General features: G+C 40.8%; 20 protein-coding genes. 1 reads left to right on the plus strand and 19 read right to left on the minus strand.

What is annotated here, in order from left to right; all coding sequences use genetic code 11:
- Window positions 1-3 precede the first annotated feature (3 nt).
- The 8 genes from FE005_RS13290 to FE005_RS13325 form a co-directional block, all read right to left on the minus strand.
- Window positions 4-1,119, minus strand: coding sequence for a Nif3-like dinuclear metal center hexameric protein (locus FE005_RS13290; protein ID WP_103300799.1), 1,116 nt, complete (start codon window positions 1,117-1,119; stop codon window positions 4-6).
- On the minus strand, window positions 1,119-1,814 hold the full coding sequence (locus tag FE005_RS13295; RefSeq protein ID WP_138371987.1) for a tRNA (adenine(22)-N(1))-methyltransferase TrmK: 696 nt from the start codon (window positions 1,812-1,814) through the stop codon (window positions 1,119-1,121). Before FE005_RS13295 ends, FE005_RS13290 begins: the two co-directional genes overlap by 1 nt.
- Window positions 1,815-2,097: 283 nt before the next feature.
- A complete protein-coding gene (locus FE005_RS13300) occupies window positions 2,098-2,532 on the minus strand; it encodes a hypothetical protein (protein WP_003126500.1) in 435 nt (144 codons plus the stop codon).
- Window positions 2,533-2,550: 18 nt separating this feature from the next.
- Window positions 2,551-3,483 (minus strand): primosomal protein DnaI, encoded by a 933-nt coding sequence (dnaI, locus tag FE005_RS13305; RefSeq protein ID WP_138371988.1) that lies wholly within the window; start codon window positions 3,481-3,483, stop codon window positions 2,551-2,553.
- On the minus strand, window positions 3,483-4,844 hold the full coding sequence (locus tag FE005_RS13310) for a replication initiation and membrane attachment family protein (protein ID WP_167757160.1): 1,362 nt from the start codon (window positions 4,842-4,844) through the stop codon (window positions 3,483-3,485). The genes dnaI and FE005_RS13310 overlap by 1 nt, the downstream gene beginning before the upstream one ends.
- Window positions 4,845-4,858: 14 nt before the next feature.
- The gene (gene nrdR, locus FE005_RS13315; protein WP_103299819.1) at window positions 4,859-5,359 is read right to left on the minus strand and encodes a transcriptional regulator NrdR; all 501 of its coding nucleotides are present in this window, start codon (window positions 5,357-5,359) and stop codon (window positions 4,859-4,861) included.
- A gap of 201 nt (window positions 5,360-5,560) precedes the next feature.
- The gene (locus FE005_RS13320) at window positions 5,561-6,202 is read right to left on the minus strand and encodes a FusB/FusC family EF-G-binding protein (RefSeq protein ID WP_138371989.1); all 642 of its coding nucleotides are present in this window, start codon (window positions 6,200-6,202) and stop codon (window positions 5,561-5,563) included.
- Window positions 6,203-6,508: 306 nt separating this feature from the next.
- Window positions 6,509-6,841, minus strand: a complete 333-nt coding sequence (locus tag FE005_RS13325) for a CsbD family protein (RefSeq protein ID WP_135172123.1) — start codon at window positions 6,839-6,841, stop codon at window positions 6,509-6,511.
- A gap of 128 nt (window positions 6,842-6,969) precedes the next feature.
- Here FE005_RS13325 and FE005_RS13330 point away from each other — a divergent pair, with 128 nt between their 5' ends.
- Window positions 6,970-7,767 (plus strand): ABC transporter ATP-binding protein, encoded by a 798-nt coding sequence (locus tag FE005_RS13330; RefSeq protein WP_003126492.1) that lies wholly within the window; start codon window positions 6,970-6,972, stop codon window positions 7,765-7,767.
- 140 nt (window positions 7,768-7,907) lie between these two features.
- Here the strand turns inward: FE005_RS13330 and coaE are convergent, their stop codons facing one another.
- The 11 genes from coaE to FE005_RS13385 all read right to left on the minus strand — a co-directional run bounded on the left by coaE (window position 7,908) and on the right by FE005_RS13385 (window position 19,799).
- Window positions 7,908-8,501 (minus strand): dephospho-CoA kinase, encoded by a 594-nt coding sequence (gene coaE / locus FE005_RS13335; RefSeq protein WP_138371990.1) that lies wholly within the window; start codon window positions 8,499-8,501, stop codon window positions 7,908-7,910.
- Entirely contained in the window at window positions 8,498-9,340 is an 843-nt protein-coding gene (mutM, locus tag FE005_RS13340) for a DNA-formamidopyrimidine glycosylase (protein WP_138371991.1), read from the minus strand. Before mutM ends, coaE begins: the two co-directional genes overlap by 4 nt.
- Before the next feature lie 15 nt (window positions 9,341-9,355).
- Complete coding sequence (gene polA, locus FE005_RS13345; protein ID WP_138371992.1) at window positions 9,356-12,001, minus strand: DNA polymerase I; 2,646 nt, start codon at window positions 11,999-12,001, stop codon at window positions 9,356-9,358.
- Window positions 12,002-12,127: 126 nt separating this feature from the next.
- The gene (locus FE005_RS13350) at window positions 12,128-12,820 is read right to left on the minus strand and encodes a Bax inhibitor-1/YccA family protein (protein WP_003126488.1); all 693 of its coding nucleotides are present in this window, start codon (window positions 12,818-12,820) and stop codon (window positions 12,128-12,130) included.
- Entirely contained in the window at window positions 12,801-13,268 is a 468-nt protein-coding gene (locus FE005_RS13355; protein WP_138371993.1) for a MaoC/PaaZ C-terminal domain-containing protein, read from the minus strand. Before FE005_RS13355 ends, FE005_RS13350 begins: the two co-directional genes overlap by 20 nt.
- A gap of 269 nt (window positions 13,269-13,537) precedes the next feature.
- A complete protein-coding gene (murC, locus tag FE005_RS13360; RefSeq protein ID WP_003126484.1) occupies window positions 13,538-14,872 on the minus strand; it encodes a UDP-N-acetylmuramate--L-alanine ligase in 1,335 nt (444 codons plus the stop codon).
- Between the two features lie 138 nt (window positions 14,873-15,010).
- Window positions 15,011-15,451 (minus strand): SprT family protein, encoded by a 441-nt coding sequence (locus FE005_RS13365; protein WP_138371994.1) that lies wholly within the window; start codon window positions 15,449-15,451, stop codon window positions 15,011-15,013.
- Window positions 15,448-17,631: a Tex family protein gene (locus FE005_RS13370; RefSeq protein ID WP_138371995.1), complete on the minus strand. Its 2,184-nt coding sequence runs from the start codon at window positions 17,629-17,631 to the stop codon at window positions 15,448-15,450. The genes FE005_RS13365 and FE005_RS13370 overlap by 4 nt, the downstream gene beginning before the upstream one ends.
- A gap of 368 nt (window positions 17,632-17,999) precedes the next feature.
- The gene (locus tag FE005_RS13375; RefSeq protein WP_138371996.1) at window positions 18,000-18,734 is read right to left on the minus strand and encodes a metallophosphoesterase family protein; all 735 of its coding nucleotides are present in this window, start codon (window positions 18,732-18,734) and stop codon (window positions 18,000-18,002) included.
- Window positions 18,735-19,002: 268 nt separating this feature from the next.
- On the minus strand, window positions 19,003-19,374 hold the full coding sequence (locus tag FE005_RS13380) for a VOC family protein (protein WP_103299805.1): 372 nt from the start codon (window positions 19,372-19,374) through the stop codon (window positions 19,003-19,005).
- A 5-nt stretch (window positions 19,375-19,379) separates the two neighbouring features.
- Entirely contained in the window at window positions 19,380-19,799 is a 420-nt protein-coding gene (locus tag FE005_RS13385; RefSeq protein ID WP_005471385.1) for a DUF1149 family protein, read from the minus strand.
- Between the last annotated feature and the right edge of the window lie 138 nt (window positions 19,800-19,937).

Genomic DNA, 19,937 nt, shown 5'->3' on the forward strand with positions numbered 1-19,937 from the left:
CTCCTATTTATATTGGAATGGATTTGTGGAAGTCTCTGAAGGAATAAAGTCTACCTGCCAACCTTCTTCCGCTTTCCATTCATTGAATTTTTTGATAAAACGAGGGATACATTCCCGTTCAATGTTATGACCTGGATCGATTGCCGTCAAGCTGTTTGCTTGTATATCATGAGCGGTGTGATAACTGATGTCTCCAGTAATATACACATCTGCTTTGGCCTTCACGGCTTCTTGATAAAACTGTTCGCCACTGCCGCCGCATATAGCAATCCGTTGAACGTTTTGCCGCTTTGCTTTTGGTTCGATCAAACGCAACCCCTCTAACTGAAAAACACTTTTGATTTCATCGATGAAATCTTCCAACAAAACAGGTGCTTTTAATTGACCTACTCGCCCGATCCCATAATGCTGAGACAAGTTATCCAAGGAATAAAGGTCATAGGCGGGTTCTTCATAGGGATGCGCCTCAACCATCGCTTGCAACACCTTTTCGGTGATGGTCTCTGGGAAAATCACTTCGATTTTTGCTTCTTGTACCGACTCTTCTTCCCCAATTTCACCAATCGCAGGATGCGCATCCTCTTGAGGAGTAAAACGGCCGGTACCAATCAGAGAATAGCTGGTGTTTTGATAATTTCCTTGCTGTCCAGCTCCAGCTTTTCCTAAAGCTTTCCTCATTGATGCGCCTTGCTCAATTGGAACAAAAACAGCCAATTTTTTCATTTTGATTGTATGGGTGGGAACGAGATACGTGGTTTCTTCTATTCCAAGCATTTCACAAAACCAGTCATTCAGCCCATCATGAATAATATCCATATTCGTATGCGCAGCATAGACTGAAATATTATGTTTGATCAAATCCATATACATTTTTTGTTGCGGATCATCGGCTCTCAAACGACGTATGGAACGAAAAATCGGTGGATGTTTGGCAACAATGAAGTCTACTTGTTTTTCAATTGCTTCTGCAACGACTTCTGGACGAACATCTAGTGTCATCATTACCCGTTGGATCTCATTGTCCAACGTTCCGATATGCAATCCCACTGGATCACCATCTTCTGCTAACCATTGCGGACAATATCTTTCGAAACGTTCAATAAACGTTCTAGCTAACATTATTCCAGCACCTCCTTGATCCAATCAATCTGTTCGTTTAACTCACTTATTTTATCTTGAGGAGGAATTACCGCTTTCTCTAGTTCTTGCAAAACGATTTCTCGCTGCTGCAATTCATGGGCCCATTTTTTATAAAAAACGAGATTTTTTTCTTTCAATAAACACGGGCCAAAAAATAATTCTTGTGGTGTATAGATTTTACTGCCTTCTTCAGCTACGATGATTTCGTAGTTTTTATGGTTTTCTTCAATCAGTTCTTCGTGTAAAATCATGTAATTATTCTCCTGAAGCCATTCTCGCAAAGTCCGCTCCCCCACATTGGGTTGCAAGACAAGGCGCTCCTTCCCAGTAATTTTCTGCTGAGATTTTCCATTTTCTAAAATTGTTCGAATCAAAGTGCCACCCATACCAGCAATAACCACCGTATCAATCTGATCATCAGGTTGGATTGCAGCTAACCCATCTGCTAAGCGAACAGTGATTTTGTCGCTCAAGCCATTTTTTTCGACTTGCCGTGAAGCAGATTCGAATGGTCCTTTTACAACTTCACCTGCTACTGCATACTGAATTTTATTTTGTAGCATCAATGCCACGGGTAAATAGGCATGATCTGATCCAATATCTGCCAAGCGGGCTTGATCCGGAATCTGTTCGCCAACACGAGTCAATCGCAGGGATAATGATTGTTCGTTCATAACGTCACTCCTTCAGAAATAGTATATCATTCTTTATTGCATTTTAAAGGGAGAGTTTTTACTCCTTTTATTTACGGCTTTACTTCGCCTAGAGTTACTTTTGCACTTTTCGTAAAGAAAACTTGCATATCTTGCTTTTCAAACCAATCGTTGTGATCCATATGAAGGTTACTGCGCTCCCTTCGGCCGCCTAGTACTGCTCATCATCTGCTCTGTCTTGCTTCGCAAGCCAATCGCAGTGATTCGCAGCAAAACGCGTTGTCCGTTGGGACAACGCGTGGGGTTATTGCACGATTTCAACTGTTTTGATTGAATTTCCTGGAACTTGAGGTGGGATTGACATAGTCATTACTGGCAAGCCTGACAATGTGACTTGGACCGTTGTTCCTTTGGTCAACTCAGAAACTTGACCTTCAAATGATTCTTGCGGTGCGTGTAGGATCACGCCGTCTGTTTGAAAGTTAGGAACAATCGTTTCTTGATCGTCGACTGCTTCGATATCATTTAGAAAAATCTGTATCGTTTCGTTGTCGCCAGCTGTTGCATTTTCTTGAAGAACTCCTGTAAAAATAGTCGTTGCCTCGCTTTCGACAGTGCTATTTGTCGTGCTTTCATCGTTTTTAGTTGTTTCACTCATCGAATCATTATCTGACGGCGAACCGCAGGAAGCTAATAATAAGGTTGTCAAAGCCAAACCTAAAATCGTCAATTTCTTCATAAGAAGTTCTCCTCTCTTCTATATTTCCGAATTCCGGCGATTTTTGCCAGTCATTTGGATCTCTTTTGTCAAGTAACGAATTCGTTCCATGATCCGCTTGGCTTTCAATGGCTCTGATTCTCCACGTTGAGTAACGGATAGATGCTTCTCTAACTCTTGCATGGAAAAGTTAGAGGAAAAGAACGTTGGCAGTTGTTCTTGCATCCGATATTGCAGAATGACACCAAAGACTTCATCACGGATCCAGCTGCTCATGGCATCTGCACCAATATCATCCATCATTAGGATGGGGGCTTTTTTAACTGCATTGAGTTTGTCGCCAACCAAGTCTTTGCCGATTGCTTGTTTCATTTCGACAGCAAATGTCGGGAAGTGAACAAGGGTCGTCGTATAACCTGCTTCCGCAAGGTCCCGGGCAATTGCCCCTAGTAAATAAGTTTTGCCGATCCCAAAACTTCCCACCAGATATAATCCTTTGTGAAAAGCCCTTGGATCGTTTTTTAGGTTTTCAATAAACTCGACTGCAGCCATCAAAGCTTCGCCCCGGCCGGGAGTACTTTCATACTGAGCAAAATTGGCCTCTTGAATATCTTTCGGCATATCCATTGCTTTGATGCGACTACGGATCTCTTCTTGTCGTTGATGCGCTAAAAGCTCTTGCGTGGGCACATAAGTGACATCGATAAAATGAAAGTTCAACGCTAGTCGTGGCTCATATCCAGGTGCGATCATCGTAGGGTCATTCAAACGAAACTTTCGTTTTTCTTGAACAAATTCATAGAGTTTCGCATAACTTTTTTGGATATCTGCATCTGTCAGTTCCTCCCGATGTTCTGCAATGAATTCTTTGACATCCGGATCTTTCAATACGTCCCCCATCATTTCTGAGAAACGATCGCGATAGTTTCGTTTGTCTAAAATTTTTGATAGATTCTTCCCAACATCTTCCATTAATTGTCACCTGCTTTCTTTTGCAAGTAGGCTTGCAGTTTTTTGTCGATCTCTGCCTGACGTTCTGGGGATAATGTCGTTTCTTCAACTGGTTTTTCGGCCCAGCTTGGCAGTTTTTCTTCACGAATGATCTTTTTAGACGGGCTTTGCGGCCGTGTGCGTTTTTCTTTTGCTTCTTTAACTAAGTCCCGTACATGCTTGATCGCTTCTTCCGCGGTTTTTACTTGCAATTCAGACCATTGTGCCGCAATGTTATTGACATAACTTGCTGGCAAAGCCGCATTGTTCTGTACCACTAACACATAATGAATAAGAACATTGATCACACTATTGGATAATGGCGAGCGTTCCACTAAGCTTTTTAGCAGCCATTGTTCCGAGTCTGTGACAAAGCTCTTTTTTTCAGCTTTGATTGCTTTCAAGAATGCCATCGGCGCATTATTCTCACTTTCGCGGATCAATGCTAGATCGTTATCACTATACCCATTTTGTTTTAATGTATTAAATCGTCGGATCTCTTCATCTGAAGTGGGATCCACTTTATTTACAGTTTTGGTAAAACGCGTCCGTGCTTTTTGTAAAATCAATTGTTCTAATGCCTTCTGATCGATTTTTCCAGTAGTTAAAGAAACCGAATCTGTCATCAGATCCAACAGCTCCATCACATCATAGCCGTATAATGAATGGTATAGGAGTAGTTTTTGCCGAAAATCTTTATCGAAATTGTCTGCACGGATGTAGCGGCGTTGTGCTTCATAAAGAAGAAAATCCCAATCTAGTTGTTGTTCATCTAACACCAGTCTGCTTTGAGTGTCTTGGAATTTGCCATTGACTTCCTGTAATTCCTCTTCATTGGCTGCAAATTGTTGTGTATCCAAGCGATAAGCATCCATAAAAGAAGCCGTAACTTCTTGATAGCCTTCTGCTTGCCATTTTGCTGGTTGGAACAATGAAACAAGTTGTCGAAACTTTCGCTCGCCAACATGGTTAAGCAATAAGAAACTATAGAGTTCATCTTGAAAGAAATCGCTCGCATGAACTGGCTCTTGCAGGTGATACAAAAATGTGATTCCTAACTCGTCATCTTCTTTTTCAAACGTTTTGAGTAAGCCGATTCCTTCTAACTTATTTCGTGCTTGAATAAAACGCTGTAACCCTACATTCATCGCATTCAAAATATCTAGATGAATAAACTCACTTTCTTGCGGATCCTGCTGATCCGCAGTCAGTGTCAGATAGAGTGCTAAGGCATCACTTTCGATGATTGGCTGATAAAGATGAATCAGCGCATCCTTCCCTTCAGTTGTTAGTGGACGACTTTTGAAGACACGATACAATTGATTTGGTAATATGTTGCCCACCATTCAGGGACCTCCTATTCTTCTTGATTCTCTGCTGTTTCTTGCGGATCACTTGGTTCTTTTGCCTTTTCAACGATGTCCTGCAATTCTTTTAAGAAGACTGACATATCTTTGAATTGGCGGTAGACACTAGCAAACCGAATGTAAGCAATCTCATCTAAGTCGACTAGATCTTCCATGACATATTCGCCAATCATCGTTGTCGAAACTTCATTTTCACCTAGTGCTCGCACACGATTCTCCACATGATCAACAATTTTTTCCATTTGTTCCATTGTAACGGGTCTTTTTTCAGCAGAGCGTATCAACCCTCTTAATATCTTTTCACGATTAAATTCTTCACGAGCGCCATTTTTCTTAATAACTAATAATGGTGCTTCTTCAATTCGTTCAAATGTGGTAAATCGATAACCACAGTTTTCACATTCGCGGCGGCGGCGAATCACGCGACCATCGTCGGCTTGGCGGCTATCAATCACTCGAGAATTGTTATGATGACATTTTGGACATTGCATAGTTCCACCCCGTTCTCTCTTCCGTGTCTCGAATGATGGCGAGACAGCGATGATTTATATGCTTAATTATAACATGAAATTCTTTTATCTAATAGGTAAAGTCTTTCAAGCGAAAGAAATATTACAAATTTTAAATAATGTGACGGGTGTTTTTTTAGCCACAAAAGAAAAACGACAGAATCAATTCTGTCGTTCTCCTCCTTATCTCATTTGTAACAGTGACACAAACTCATCCAGAGTTTCCCGTTGTTCCATTTGTTGGTTGCATTGCTCACTGTCGCGACAAATGTAATTTCCTCGTTTGGTGTATGTTCCATCGCCACCACTTTTTGTCAACGATAAAAACATGGAGACAGTAGACTCATGCTGACATAAAGGACAGATTCCTTTTTTTACTTCTGTAGATAAATGACCATAGATTCCTTGGTAGCCTTTTTGAGTATTTACGATCATAAATTTACTTTGACTGCCGATGTCATCCCAAGCCAAATACGTATAATCACGAAGGTCTGTTTGGGAAAAATCAGGTACTTTTAATTTTTTTACTTTACGAAACAGTTTCTCTGTTTGTTTGACTGAAGGCACTTGAAAAGGTCGGACATTCTTTTTTAGTGCTTCAAGAATGGTCAAGCTCTTTGACATCGTCAAAGATGAATCAAAAAATTGACGAATCAGAGACTGTGCTTCTTTGTCCTCCTCAGAAAAAAATGGTTGAATGGCTTCTTTAGTTAACATTTCAACTGTGCGAATCGTATGGCGATCATTAACAGACTGATAAGTCCGAACTAATTGTTGGACTTGATGTTTGATGAAATGAAATTGATAGGGTTCAATGGTGGTCATAATAGATATCGATCCTCTCTTTAATGAAAAAACAAAAGATATTACTGATAAATTCCTCTGACCACAGTCAAGGACAATGCAGAATTCAGCATTTGTTGACCACCTCCTGGACTTCCCTTTTTTTGTGGAAAGTCATTGGCTATTATAGTTTTTCCTTCAGGGGTTGTCAATCATTGTCCGCAGACAGCATTCTTTTCTTGTCAAAGTGGAATTATTGTTACCTTTTAAAACAGGATTTCCTTCTTTTTTATCTATTTATATTGATTGACGAATATGGTTTATCATAAAAAAAACTCCAGATCCTGTCTAGAGTTTTTCTTCGATTCCTGTATAATGTTTCAAATGATCAGCATCCCGTCGTTCGGTTGAAGAGATCTTTGCAGCATCTGTGTCTTCATTTTCGTTTAGCAATCGGTCCCGACCAAGTGTTTCTGATGTTTTATCACCTGGTTGAGCATCTAATTCATCATGCCGATCCTCAATTTCGTCTACCTGTTGTTGACGGTGATCTTTTTTGGCTTTTGCTTCATTTGCCTGTTCTTTTCCTTCTTGTTCCATTTTTTCATTATTGATCCATTCACCAATTTTTTCTTTTGCAGAACCAACAATTACATCTTTTTCGTCTTTCAATGATCCCATGATGATTCCTCCTTTTTTATTAGCATAGCAAGAATTTCTTCGATTGACAAAAGATACGTATGCGCTTCATTTAAAGATATGGTATACTGAATCAAATTTTCAGAATATTCTTTGACAAGGAGCAGTTTATGGACATCTTAAATTTTGAAGACATCCAGTTGGTTCGCAAGCAAACTGTTTTGTTGCAAGACATCAACTGGCAAATTGCTAAAAATCAGCATTGGGCACTTTTAGGATTAAATGGTGCTGGCAAAACACTTTTATTACAACTGATCATTGGGATGATCTGGCCGACTTCTGGCAAACGGCAAGTCCTAGGTCAAGTCTACGGAAAAACATCTGTGCCAGACCTTCAACGCAGAATTGGTTGGATAAGTGCGACCTTGCAAGAGAAGATTCCTGCTCAGGAGCTCTCAGAAATGGTCGTTCTATCGGGAAAATATGCTAGTATCGGTATTTATGAAGACTACCAAATGAAAGACTTGAACCAAGCTATTGCCATTCTTTGTTCAACTGGCGGCAGTCAACTGATTGGCCAGCCATTTCATCAGTTATCTCAAGGGGAACGTCAATTAGTCTTAATCAGCCGCGCTTTGATGGCAAATCCCGAATTGTTGATTTTAGATGAACCTTGTAATGGATTGGATCTTTTTGCTCGAGAAGAATTGCTAAGTCGAATTGGCGAGATGGCGCACAAGGAATCACCTACGTTGATTTATGTGACCCACCATACAGAAGAGATTTTACCGATTTTTGACCATATCATGATGCTGAAAAATGGTAAAATCCACGCTTCTGGCAAGCGCCAGCAAATTTTTAACGAAAAAACGTTATCTGCTTTTTATGGGAAACCTGTTTTTTTCCATGAAGTCACTTCCGATCGCCTGGCAGTTTTACCAAAAAGCAACTCACTAAACAAAAAATGAAACAAAAAAAGAGACAGCGACAACCAAAGCCTCTTTCCAGATATCCTTTCTAACTTCAGTTTCCAGCAAACGACAAAATAATGCGTCAACTGTTAGCTTTTCAGAAATAAAGGGGGCTCCTTTGTGCCGGTGTCTCTGTCTTAATTCTTTCTTTTAGCAAGCCATTCTTGAACTTGCGTCTTAACTTCTTCAATGGTTCCTTGATTGTCAAAGAGGATATCTGCCCGTTTGCGCTTCTCTTCTATTGGCATTTGACTATTGATACGTTGTTGGGCTTCGATGCTGGTTAAATGGTCTCGCTTCATCAGTCGCTGCAACTGGATCGATTCCGGAAGATAGACGACCGCTACTTGATCTAGCAGGGATTCATAACCAGTTTCGTATAACAAAGGAATATCTACGATCACAAGATCAGCTTTTGCTTTCATGACTTCAATCTGTCGTAGGATTTCTTTACGGATAAAGGGCCCTAATGTGCGGTTCAGCAATTCCCGTTTATTGTCATCCGCAAAAATGATTTTTCCTAATTTTTTCCGAGCTAGTGTCCCATCGGGATTGATGACCTCTGGCCCAAAAACAGTTTTGATTTTTTCAAGCCCTGGCATCCCTGGCTCCACCACTTCACGAGCAATGATATCAGCATCGATGATTGGGATACCAGCTTCTTCAAAGCACTTGACAACGGTACTCTTGCCAGTAGCAATCCCGCCCGTTACACCTACAACCAAGCTCATCTTTCTGTCCCCGCGTGTAATTGCTGGCAGAATGGACAATAGTGGGTCCCTCGTTGTGCAACTTTTGTTTTTACGATCGGGGTACCACAGCGGACACAAGGATTGCCGGTTTGACCATAAACGTGTAGAGAGACTTGGAAATGCCCCGCTTCGCCTAACGCATTCAAATAGGTCCGAATCGTTGTGCCTCCTGCCTCCACTGCTCGGGCTAAGACATCAATGATCGCCCGATGCAACAAGTTAATTTCGGCTTCATTCAGTGTCGCTGCCGATTGCTCAGGATGAATCTTTGCTTCCCATAAAGCCTCATCCACATAGATATTGCCTAAACCTGTCACAAGCTTTTGATCTAAAAGCAGCGGCTTGATGGCTTTTTTTGATTTCTTTAGGTCACGAGTAAAGTCTGTCAACAGAAACAGTTCCGGCAATGGTTCCGGCCCCAACTGCATGATTCCTTTATACGTACTGCTCTGGTCTTTTTCAACTAAAGTCATACGTCCAAATTTTCGCACGTCCCGATAATGCAATTCACTGCCATCAGTGAAATGAAAAATCACATGCGTGTGTTTGTCCGGCACCCCTTCTTTTTCAAAAAATTCATACTTGCCTTCCATGCGTAAATGGGAAATCAGATCATAATCGGTCAATTTGAAAATCAAGAATTTGCCTCGACGATCAAAAGCGTGAAATTGTTGTCCTTTTAGCATCGCTGCAAAAATCGGTACTTCTGGAGATTCAATGATCCGGGGCCAACGAATCTCCATTTCTTTGATCGTTTTATTTAAAATCAGTTTCTCTAGTCCTCTGCGAACTGTTTCCACTTCTGGTAATTCCGGCACAACATTTCACCTCATTTATTTTGCTTCATACCACGTTTTGCCCCAGTTACTATCTGTCAACAATGGCACATGCAGTGAGACAGCATTTTCCATGACTTCTTTGACAAGAGCATCTAAGCGTTCTAATTCATCTTCTGGTACTTCGAAGACAAGTTCATCGTGGACTTGTAAAAGCATCGTTGCTTGTAATTTTTCTTCCTTTAGACGACGATCCAAATCGATCATGGCAATTTTCAAAATATCTGCGGCACTGCCTTGGATCGGTGTATTGATTGCTGTACGTTCCGCGAATGTCCGCAAATTAAAATTGCGGGAATTGATATCTGGTAAATAGCGGCGACGATGATACAATGTTTCCACATAGCCTTTGTCTTTCGCTTCACGGACAACTTCTTCCATATAAGTTTTGACCCCTGGATATTTTTCAAAGTAGGTATCAATATATTGCTGCGCCGCTTTGCGAGTGATCCCAAGATTTTGGGAGAGTCCATAATCAGAGATACCATAAACGATCCCAAAGTTGACCGCTTTTGCTTGACGTCGCATGTTTGGTGTAACTTCTTCTGGAGTGGAGATCCCAAAGACTCGCATAGCGGTACTTGAATGAATATCTTGTCCTTCTACAAAGGCCGCTTTTAAATGCTCATCATTCGAGATATGGGCTAAAACCCGCAGCTCGATCTGAGAATAATCCGAAGAATAAATGACCCAATCTTTGGCTCTTGGAACAAAGGCTTCTCGAATTTTCCGCCCTTCTTCTAATCGGATTGGGATATTCTGCAGATTTGGATCAACGGAACTCAAACGTCCAGTTTGTGTTAAAGTCTGTACGTAACGGGTATGGACTTTGCCATCTCCTTGAATCACTTTAAGCAGTCCTTCCACATAGGTGGATTGGATTTTGGCAATTTGACGATAGATCAAAATGTCTTCGACGATCGGTGCCTGTTCCTTCAACTGTTCCAAAACATCCACTGCTGTCGAATAGCCAGTCTTGGTTTTTTTAATGACTGGAAGCCCCATCTTTTCAAATAAAATCACACCTAATTGTTTTGGCGAATTTAAATTGAACTCTTCGCCAGCTTCTTGATAAATCTTTTGTTCGATTTCATGCAAACGTTCTGCAAATTCGCCCTTCATCTGATGCAAACGAGAAGCGTCCACGCGAATCCCAGTGATTTCCATCTCTGCTAAAATTTTTGATAATGGCAATTCCATATCAGTAAAGAGTGCAGTCTGATTTTTCTCTGCTAGCTCTTTCGCCAAACGGACAGAAAGGTAGTTGATCGCCGCAACTTTTCGAGCTAAATGAGCGAAAAAGACTTCTTCATCTGCCGGTAGTCCTCGTTTCGCACCTTTGCCATAGATAGCTTCGTCCGATTGAATCGCATCAAATCCATAATGCTTAGCAACACCAGCAATATCATTATTTGAATCATTGGTATCTAGCAAGTAAGCAGCTAATAATGTATCAAAGACAATCCCTTGTGGTGCAGCCGCATAACGATTCAGCGCCACATACGTTCGTTTTGCATCATAGACTTTCTTCTGTGAAGAGGCATTTTTTAGCCAAGCAATAAAATACTCATTTTCAAAGAGATCATCTTGATTGGTCACATAAATTTTTTGCTGATTCCCCCAAGCGACACCAACGATATCTTCTAAATGATAGTTATCGCCCAGCATCTCGATATAAAGAGCCATATCCTCAGTAAACATTTCCGGAGTGACCTCTGTTACAACGTCAAAAAGAATATCTTCCATTTCTTCCGGTTCAGTCACCACATTTAATTTTTCCAAGAAAGAATTGAAGTTCATTTCTTGATAGAATGGAATCAATTTATCCAGATCTTTTCCTTCGTACTTCAATGAATCAATGGCCACATCCACTGGCGCATCCACATCGATCGTTGCCAATTTTTTTGACAAAAAGGCTGTCTCTTTATCATTGAGCAAGTTTTCTTTCATCTTGCTTGGTTTCATCTCATCGATATGCTCGTAGATTCCTTCAACTGAACCATATTCTTTCAAAAGTTTGATGGCCGTCTTTTCACCGATTTTTGTGACACCGGGAATGTTGTCAGAGGCATCTCCAGCTAATCCTTTCATATCAATGATCTGTAATGGCGCTAAACCATCATATTTTTCTGCAACGTGTTCTGGCGTATAACTTTCGATCTCGCTGACACCCTTTACTGTGATATCAACCTTCACATGGTCGGTAGCCAATTGGGTCAAATCGCGATCTCCAGATAATACCACAACATCAAATTGCTCTTTGTCAACTTTTTGTGCCAATGTGCCGATAATATCATCCGCTTCATAATTGTCCAGTTCATAATACTGAACACCTAAAGCGGTGATCAATTCGCGAATATAGGGCATTTGTTCCTTGAATTCTCCAGGCGTTTTTGAACGGCCGCCTTTATATTCCTCATACAACGCAGTCCGAAAAGTTGTTTTGCCCGCGTCGAAAGCCACCAGGACATGAGTTGGCTGTTCTTTTGCCATTACATTTTCAAACATGGTGTGAAAAGCGTAAATCGCATTGGTATGCAAACCATTGTTGTTTTTAAAACGTTCCAATGAATTGTGCAGTGCAAAAAAAGCCCGAAATGCGACACTATTTCCGTCAACTAGCAATAATTTATTTTTTGTCATTTGAATAACTCCTCACCTCAAAAGTTCTCTCTTATTCTATCAAAGAAATCCATGAAAAGCGATGGATTGCCTTTGTTCGATTAAGCCAATTGCAAAAAAAAATGCGAGTTTCCTCGCATTTCCTCATTAGTTGTTTTTACCAAAGATTCGCAAAATCGCTAAGAACAAGTTGATAAAGTCAAGATACAACTGTAATGCCATGAAGACAGCCATTCCAGTATTTGCTTGGCCATTCGTTGCTTGGTATAGATTACGGATCTGTTGGTTGTCATAGGCAGTGATTCCCATAAAGACAAATACTGTCACGATCGACAAGAAAAAGTCAACTGGACCACTATGCAAAATAAACACATTCAGCAATGTCGAAATGATGATCCCGATCAATATGCCGTAGCCGATTCGTCCCACAACACTTAAATCACGTTTTGTCATGATACCAAATGCTGACATTACACCGAAAGTGATCGCTGCCGAAACAAATGCACCTGCGATCGATCCGAAGTCATAATACATTAGTGTAACTGACAGCGTCACCCCATTTAAAAGGGAGTAAACCAGATATCCTGCTATGGTCAGCGAAGGATTCTTTTGCGCTTTTGCGCCTAATACCAAGACCAAAATAATTTGAAGGATCCATAACCCTGTAAAGCCTAGTGGAAAATTACGGATAAAATTCATTGTTTGTTCTGCAAATACTTGTCCGAAAAAGTAGGCAGACACTGCGCTGATTCCTAGTCCTACAGCAAAAAATAGATAGACTTTGGAATAAAAACGATTGAGCCCTTGGGCATTAACTACTTCATTGTTCATTTTCTTCACCTTCCTCTACGATTTTTGGAGGTTGGACCATCACTACTGCATCCAACACACGATTTTCTTGCGTATTGACAGCTTCAACAGAGATCGTCACTACGTCTTTCATCTTATCGACTTTAATCACTTCGAAATCGAAGGTCAACGTCTCATAATGAAAAACAGGTTCAATAAAGTTCACCGAAAAATTCACCACATGAGAACCTGGTCCTGGCAAATGTTTAGAAATCGCACTTGTAATAATCCCCATCAACATTACCGAAGGCACGATTGGCCGTTGGTATTCTGTTTTTTGGGTATAGTCATGCTGAATATAAAGCGGATTGGCATCATTTGTCAAACCGAGATACAACAAAAGCTGACTGTCTTCGATCGATTCTGTTAAAGATAACGAATCGCCTTCCTCGATTTCATCAATTTTCTTACCTAATTTTCGCGGTTTACCAATGTTCAAATTTATTTCCTCCAAAATAAATAATTTTACTCTGATTTCATTTTATCAGATGCAGATAAAAGTGCAAGTTCGTGGTGCGATGTCCCAAAAAAGCAAAAACGGGGCGCTGACTTTTGTCAAATCGATGCGAGCAATAGCAACGAAGGCTAAATAGTAGGTCTCACTGGTTGATTTTGTATCATAGTTCTGTTGACAGCCAGTGCAAATGAGATATCATTTGTTTCGTTGATCTGCTCGGGTGATTTGATTTGGTCATCGCTCCGTATTTTTTATAACACGTTTCGAGTCGTATTACTCAACAACTTTTCATAGGCTGATTCAAACTTTTGTACGTCCCCGGCACCCATGAAAATGATCACAGCATCTTGATGATCCAATAATGGTGACACATTCTCTTCTTTGATCACTTGTCCACCTTTTTGAATCTTGTTCCCAAGATCTTCAATTTTCACATCGCCGCGAGATTCCCGAGCCGAGCCAAAGATATCGCATAGATAAACGCTATCGGCTAGATCCAATGCCTCTGCGAATTCGTCCATCAATGCAATCGTTCGGGTAAAGGTATGGGGTTGGAAAACAGCGATAATTTCTTTTTCAGGGTATTTTTGGCGTGCGCCGTCAATTGTTGCTCTGATTTCTGCCGGATGATGAGCATAATCATCAACGATTGTCATATCAGCGACTTTCTTCTCACTGAAACGACGTTTAACACCAGGAAATGACAACATTTCTTCCGCAACTTCTGTCATATCCAGCCCTTCTTTATAGGCTACTGCAATGACCCCTAAAGCGTTGTTGATATTATGTTGGCCAAATGCCGGTAACACGAAATGACCGATGTTTTCGTTATGGATATAGACATCGAACTCAGAACCTGTCGTTGTACGCTGAATGTTTTTTGCTTGTACATCATCATCATCATTCACACCATAATAATAGATCGGTACATCTGCTTCTAATTTTCTTAAATAGGCATCATCACCAAACGCAAAGATTCCTTTTTTGACTTGCTTGGCCATCGATTGAAAAGCTGAGAAAACATCGTCGATCGATTGATAATAATCAGGGTGATCAAAATCGATATTCGTCATGATCGCATAATCTGGAGAATACGCTAAAAAGTGACGACGATATTCACAGGCTTCAAATGAGAAGAACTCTGCGTTAGGGTCTCCATGACCTGTTCCATCGCCAATCAGAAAACTAGTTGGACGAACACCGCTCAACACATGGGACAATAGACCTGTCGTACTGGTTTTACCATGAGAACCAGTGACTGCAATACTTGTGTAAGGTTGAATGAATTTACCAATAAAATCATGGTAACGCGTAATTTCTAACCCTAATTCCTTCGCACGAAGGATTTCTTCGTGGGTATCCGGAAAGGCATTTCCTTGGATAATCACCATTTCTGGCTGAATATTCTCTTTATCGAAAGGCAGTAATGTGATTCCGGCTTTTTCCAGATCACGCTGTGTAAAGAAGTACTCTTCCACATCTGAACCTTGTACATGATAGCCCTTTTCATGCAGAACCAAAGCCAATGAACTCATGCCGGAACCTTTGATTCCAACAAAATGATATACTTTGTCTTGATTTTCCATTTTTTAAAATCCTCTTTTCTCAAGTTCACATTACAATAAACGCATGTTTATTAACATTTAGATTTGTTGCACGTCCTACATTATCATACAAAATGAAAAAAATAGCAACGAGTTTTGTTTTTGGGCTTGACTTTTTGCTCAAATCGCTATTTCTTTCAAGCGTCCGCGACACTTTCCACAGCCAAAACGTTTAGTGTTCAGCCTTCTCGTTCGATTGATCACAGCTCCACATTGTTGACACTGGTACTGATGCTTCGCATTTTTCATCATGCTTGGGGCATAACGAAGTCCACCAGTAGCTGCCAAAAGAGCTTTGAATTCTGGATCTCGGTGTCGGTAGCCTTTGCCAGCTAAATGCAGATGATAGTGACACAACTCATGCTTGATGATTTGAATGAATGTATCTACACCAAATTCAGCTAATAAATGCGGATTGAAATCTAAATGATGATCGCTTAAGTGATAACGTCCACCGGTGGTCTTTAGCCGCCCATTGAAATACGCCTCATGTTGAAATGGTTTGCCAAACGATTCTAGAGAAACTTTTTCAACGAGCTGCTGCAATTCTTTGGTGGTCATTTTCCGTGTGTTGGATCAACCATTGTCAGGCTGATTCGGCCTTTCGTGGTATCGACTTGTTCAATCCAGACAGTAACGATATCTCCGACAGCGACAACGTCTTTCGGATGCTTGACAAAATTTCGGCTTAATTTTGATAAATGAACCAAACCATCTTGTTTGACACCAATATCAACAAACGCACCAAAGTCAATCACATTCCGGACAGTTCCCATCAATTCCATTCCTGGTTTAAGGTCTTCCATGCTCAGGACATCTTTACGCAATAATGGTGCCGGCATCTCATCTCGCATATCTCTTCCAGGTTGCATCAGTGATTTCAAGATATCTGTGATCGTTTCTTTTCCGATCGCTAGTTGTTTAGAAAGATCAGCAACATTTAACTGTGCAAGTCGTTCTTTGGCTTCTGCTGATTGGGCTCCTAGTTGAGTTAGTTTAACTCCAGCAACTTCTAAAATTTCTTTGGCTGCAGTATAACTTTCCGGATGGATTCCAGTGTTGTCTAAAATATTCTTCCCACCAGGGATCCGCAAAAATCCAATCGCTTGTTCATAAGCTTTAGGTCCTAAACGAGGCACCTTTTTTAATTGGCTTCTTTGCGTGAAGCTACCGTTTTCTTCTCTGTAAGCAACAATATTTTGTGCAGTCGTTTTATTCAATCCTGAGACATGCTGCAGCAGTTGAGGACTAGCAGTATTGACATCGACCCCTACTTGGTTGACGGCAGTTTCGACCACAAAATCAAGTTGGTCACTCAATCGTTTTTGTGAAACATCGTGCTGGTATTGACCAACCCCTACAGATTGAGGATCGATTTTGACCAGTTCAGCTAAAGGATCTTGGAGTCGACGCCCGATACTAATGGCGCTGCGTTCTTCCACTTGTAGATCCGGAAATTCTTGACGGGCGATTGGGCTGGCGGAATACACGGATGCACCCGCTTCATTCACAATCACATAAAATGCTTCATGATCGATTTGTTTCAATTGTTCGGCAACGAATTGTTCTGATTCACGACTTGCCGTCCCATTCCCAATAGCGATCATTTGGACACCGTATCGATTGATCAAACGTTGCAGTGCTGGACCAGCTGCTTGGCGTTTATTCATCGGTGCCGGTTTATGAGGGTAAATAACTTCGATGGCTAATACTTTCCCAGTTTCATCAATCACAGCTAATTTACAACCTGTTCGGTAAGCCGGGTCAAACCCTAAGACGATTTTTCCTTTTAAAGGTGGCTGCAGCAAAAGATTTCGCAAGTTTTCACCGAAGATGGCAATTGCTTGTTCATCTGCTTTCTCTGTTAATTCATTGCGGATTTCCCGCTCAATCGATGGTGCAATGAATCGTTTATAAGCATCAAGATAAGCCTCACGAACAAATGGAGTTGCTGGTGAATTGGCGAGCTTAATGAGTTGCCGTTCAAAATAATCAGTGATTTTTGACTCATCGACAACTAAGGCAACCTTTAAAACATCTTCTTTTTCACCGCGATTCGTTGCCAAAATACGATGAGAAACCATTTTATTGATGGGGTGCTGAAAATCGTAATACATTTCATAAACACCTTTCTCATCCTTTTCAGCATCGCGAAGTGTACTCGTGTAACTTCCCTTATTTGCAAAATAACTTCTGATCCAAGAACGATAGATCGGCTCATCACCAATGGTTTCAGCAATGATCTCGTGGGCACCTTGTAACGCAGATTCAGGGTCAGGGATGGCTTCATTGGTAAATTCTGCCGCTTTTGCATAGACATCTCCTGTTGTTGGAAATGCCGCTATCCAGTCAGCTAACGGCTGCAAGCCATTTTCTTTTGCAATAGTTGCTTTCGTACGCCGTTTTTGTTTGTAAGGACGATAAAGATCTTCGACCTGCTGCATTTTTGTTGCTTGCTGAATCGATTGCGCCAATTCACTAGTCAATTTTCCTTGTTCGTCGATCAACCGAGCAACTTCTTGCTTGCGTTTTTCCAAATTCTCCAGATATTGATAGCGCTCTTCAATTTCACGAATTTGTACCTCATCTAAACCGCTAGTCATTTCTTTGCGGTAGCGAGCGATAAACGGAACGGTGTTTCCTTCATGGAGCAGTTCCAGTACTTTCGTGATTTGTCGTTGATTGTAAGATGTGGTTTCCTGCATTAGTAAGTGCAACACATCATGATTTAATTCTGCCATATTCGTTCACCTTTCAATTTAACTGCTCTAAGTTTAACATAAAAAAGACACCTCAGAAAAGAGACGTAAGTAACAGGCTAAAAACAGAACATACAGAACATGAGGTGCGAAATTAAAGCTCAAGGTATAAACCAGCAAAAAACACTTCCGCTGAATCATCAGCAGGAAGTGTCATCTACATTCAAAATCTTTCTTCAACGTCCTCGAAAGCCGTAGTTATTACCAAGCATGGATGTTTCCTTTTAACTATGCGGATCCATCTTAACTAATCTGTTTGGAAATAGTTTGTATACCCTATCTTTTTCCAAGGACCTTTAGACCCAATAGTCATAATGACACATAGATTCCTCTATGATTAGAAGAGTTTTTTAAAAGTCTGGATGCCAAGGGCCAGTTAAATTTTGGTATTCAATATCTTGTACAATGCCGTCTTCATCAAAAATCACGCCGTGAACAGAACCACCAAAAACTGCCCCTCCATCGATACCAATCTTATTATCATGAAACCATAAATCCGTTGTTTCCATGTCACCATGAAGCATGGGTGTGATGGTATGCCCAAAGACGATTGTTTTTCCCGTATGATTTTCTCCAGTATGAAATGGCTCTCGGATCCAGATAAAATCATGGTCAGAAGTATCCTGCCAATGCCTCTTGGTCAAATCAACACCAGCATGAACAAAAAGATATTTTTGCCATTCATATGAAAGCGGCCTTGCCATCAAAAACGCCACTAAGTCACGGTAGCGACTCCGGATCATTAATGCAATCTCAGTTGGCGAGTACTCTTCTGTTGCTCCCGGATGTAAAAGACTTTCCATCGTCTCCTTGCCTCCATTGCGGACATAAGCGGAATACCAGTCTTCTGGTGCGTTCAAAAATTGCAGAAAATATTCTTCATGGTTCCCGCGCAAATAAATCGCTCCTGTCTCTTCCACCAATTGTTTACCCAACAAGAGACACTCTTTACTTCGTGGCCCTCGATCATTCAAGTCCCCAATCAGAACAAGCTGATGCAGTGATGGATCGTAATCCAATAAAAGTTTTTTAAAAAGATCATACATCCCGTGGATATCACTAATGACGTAAATGAGTTTTTTCATTTGGGTTCATCCCCTTCTTTAAATTATTATAAAAAAGCCAGCGAAACTTTACAACTGTTAGCCCTTTCCTTATAATAAAACCAACTAAAGGAGCGAGAAGATGAATTGGCTGCATCAACAATGGATCCATTTTAAAAAAGACATGCGAGAAGCTTTTGATACAGGAGCTATCGCTGCACATGGTAAGAAATAGTTTGAATTTTGATTGTTAATTGATTAAATCAAAAAAAGAGAATTCTCCAGTTAAGTACTGGGAATTCTCTTTTTTTTATTTTCCAGAAACAGCAAAGTAATTACCATCTGGATCTGCAAAATTAAAGACCATTCGTTCTTCCATCTGGATCAGGTCGCCAACTTCTACATTTGTATCTAGTAATTTCTTGTAAAGCGTTGTGATATCTTCTGAAAAAAACATGATCGATGGTGAGTTCAATGCTACTTCAGGAGAATGGGCTTCAATAAAGCCTTTATCATAAAGCACAAAACGAGCATCTGATTCTCTGCTTGGTGCTATTTCAACGACAGAAGTCCCATCTGCCGTTTGCTCATCAATGATTTCAAATCCCAATGATTGCCAAAACGCAACGGATTTGGGCACGTCCTCTACATATAACATGATCTGCATTTGATTCGCAAACATATCTCTCACTCCTCTGTTGTTGATGATTCTGATGTTTCTGAGGCTTCATTTGACGTATTGAAATTCAATTGCAGACCTGGTTTGTCGGTAATGATTTCTGTTACTTCATAGGTTAAGCGTTTGATAATATCAAACAGCGGCTCCACTAAGCGGTCTGTCTCCGCTTTGCTTAAGTCTTCACCTGAACGGACTTGCCGGTTCAAGATGTGATTGACCTGCCCTACCCGACCGGACAGCACATATTCAGGAAAAACGAGTTGAAATTCCAAGCGGGCGCCAATAATGCTATTTTGTTTCATATACTCTTCATCTTGTACCTTCAACGGGGCAAAGCCAACATTCAATTTGGTTTCCATTTCTTTGTCTTTAGGCTTCATATCGAAATGATAAGCTTCGACGATTGGTTGTTGTCGTTTGATTTCCACAGTCTTCACACTCCTTGATTAAAAGTATAGCATACCGATGACATCCAGCCTACCTTCATTAAAAAAATCCAGACAAAAAGAAGCAAGATCTCCTCCATGCTAGAAAACTTGTTCCGTCGTTACAATTGGATCGTTAGG

It is taken from the genome of Enterococcus sp. M190262 (genome assembly GCF_005843965.1).
GTDB classification, from domain to species: Bacteria; Bacillota; Bacilli; order Lactobacillales; family Enterococcaceae; genus Enterococcus_D; species Enterococcus_D gallinarum.

What these genes read in the sequence shown, in the direction of transcription:
- FE005_RS13290 (WP_103300799.1), bottom strand. Translation starts at nt 1,119, where the DNA reads ATGTTAGCTAGAACGTTTATTGAACGTTTCGAAAGATATTGTCCGCAA.
- FE005_RS13295 (WP_138371987.1), bottom strand. Translation starts at nt 1,814, where the DNA reads ATGAACGAACAATCATTATCCCTGCGATTGACTCGTGTTGGCGAACAG.
- FE005_RS13300 (WP_003126500.1), bottom strand. Translation starts at nt 2,532, where the DNA reads ATGAAGAAATTGACGATTTTAGGTTTGGCTTTGACAACCTTATTATTA.
- dnaI (WP_138371988.1), bottom strand. Translation starts at nt 3,483, where the DNA reads ATGGAAGATGTTGGGAAGAATCTATCAAAAATTTTAGACAAACGAAAC.
- nrdR (WP_103299819.1), bottom strand. Translation starts at nt 5,359, where the DNA reads ATGCAATGTCCAAAATGTCATCATAACAATTCTCGAGTGATTGATAGC.
- FE005_RS13320 (WP_138371989.1), bottom strand. Translation starts at nt 6,202, where the DNA reads ATGACCACCATTGAACCCTATCAATTTCATTTCATCAAACATCAAGTC.
- FE005_RS13325 (WP_135172123.1), bottom strand. Translation starts at nt 6,841, where the DNA reads ATGGGATCATTGAAAGACGAAAAAGATGTAATTGTTGGTTCTGCAAAA.
- FE005_RS13330 (WP_003126492.1), top strand. Translation starts at nt 6,970, where the DNA reads ATGGACATCTTAAATTTTGAAGACATCCAGTTGGTTCGCAAGCAAACT.
- coaE (WP_138371990.1), bottom strand. Translation starts at nt 8,501, where the DNA reads ATGAGCTTGGTTGTAGGTGTAACGGGCGGGATTGCTACTGGCAAGAGT.
- polA (WP_138371992.1), bottom strand. Translation starts at nt 12,001, where the DNA reads ATGACAAAAAATAAATTATTGCTAGTTGACGGAAATAGTGTCGCATTT.
- murC (WP_003126484.1), bottom strand. Translation starts at nt 14,872, where the DNA reads ATGGAAAATCAAGACAAAGTATATCATTTTGTTGGAATCAAAGGTTCC.
- FE005_RS13365 (WP_138371994.1), bottom strand. Translation starts at nt 15,451, where the DNA reads ATGACCACCAAAGAATTGCAGCAGCTCGTTGAAAAAGTTTCTCTAGAA.
- FE005_RS13370 (WP_138371995.1), bottom strand. Translation starts at nt 17,631, where the DNA reads ATGGCAGAATTAAATCATGATGTGTTGCACTTACTAATGCAGGAAACC.
- FE005_RS13375 (WP_138371996.1), bottom strand. Translation starts at nt 18,734, where the DNA reads ATGAAAAAACTCATTTACGTCATTAGTGATATCCACGGGATGTATGAT.
- FE005_RS13380 (WP_103299805.1), bottom strand. Translation starts at nt 19,374, where the DNA reads ATGTTTGCGAATCAAATGCAGATCATGTTATATGTAGAGGACGTGCCC.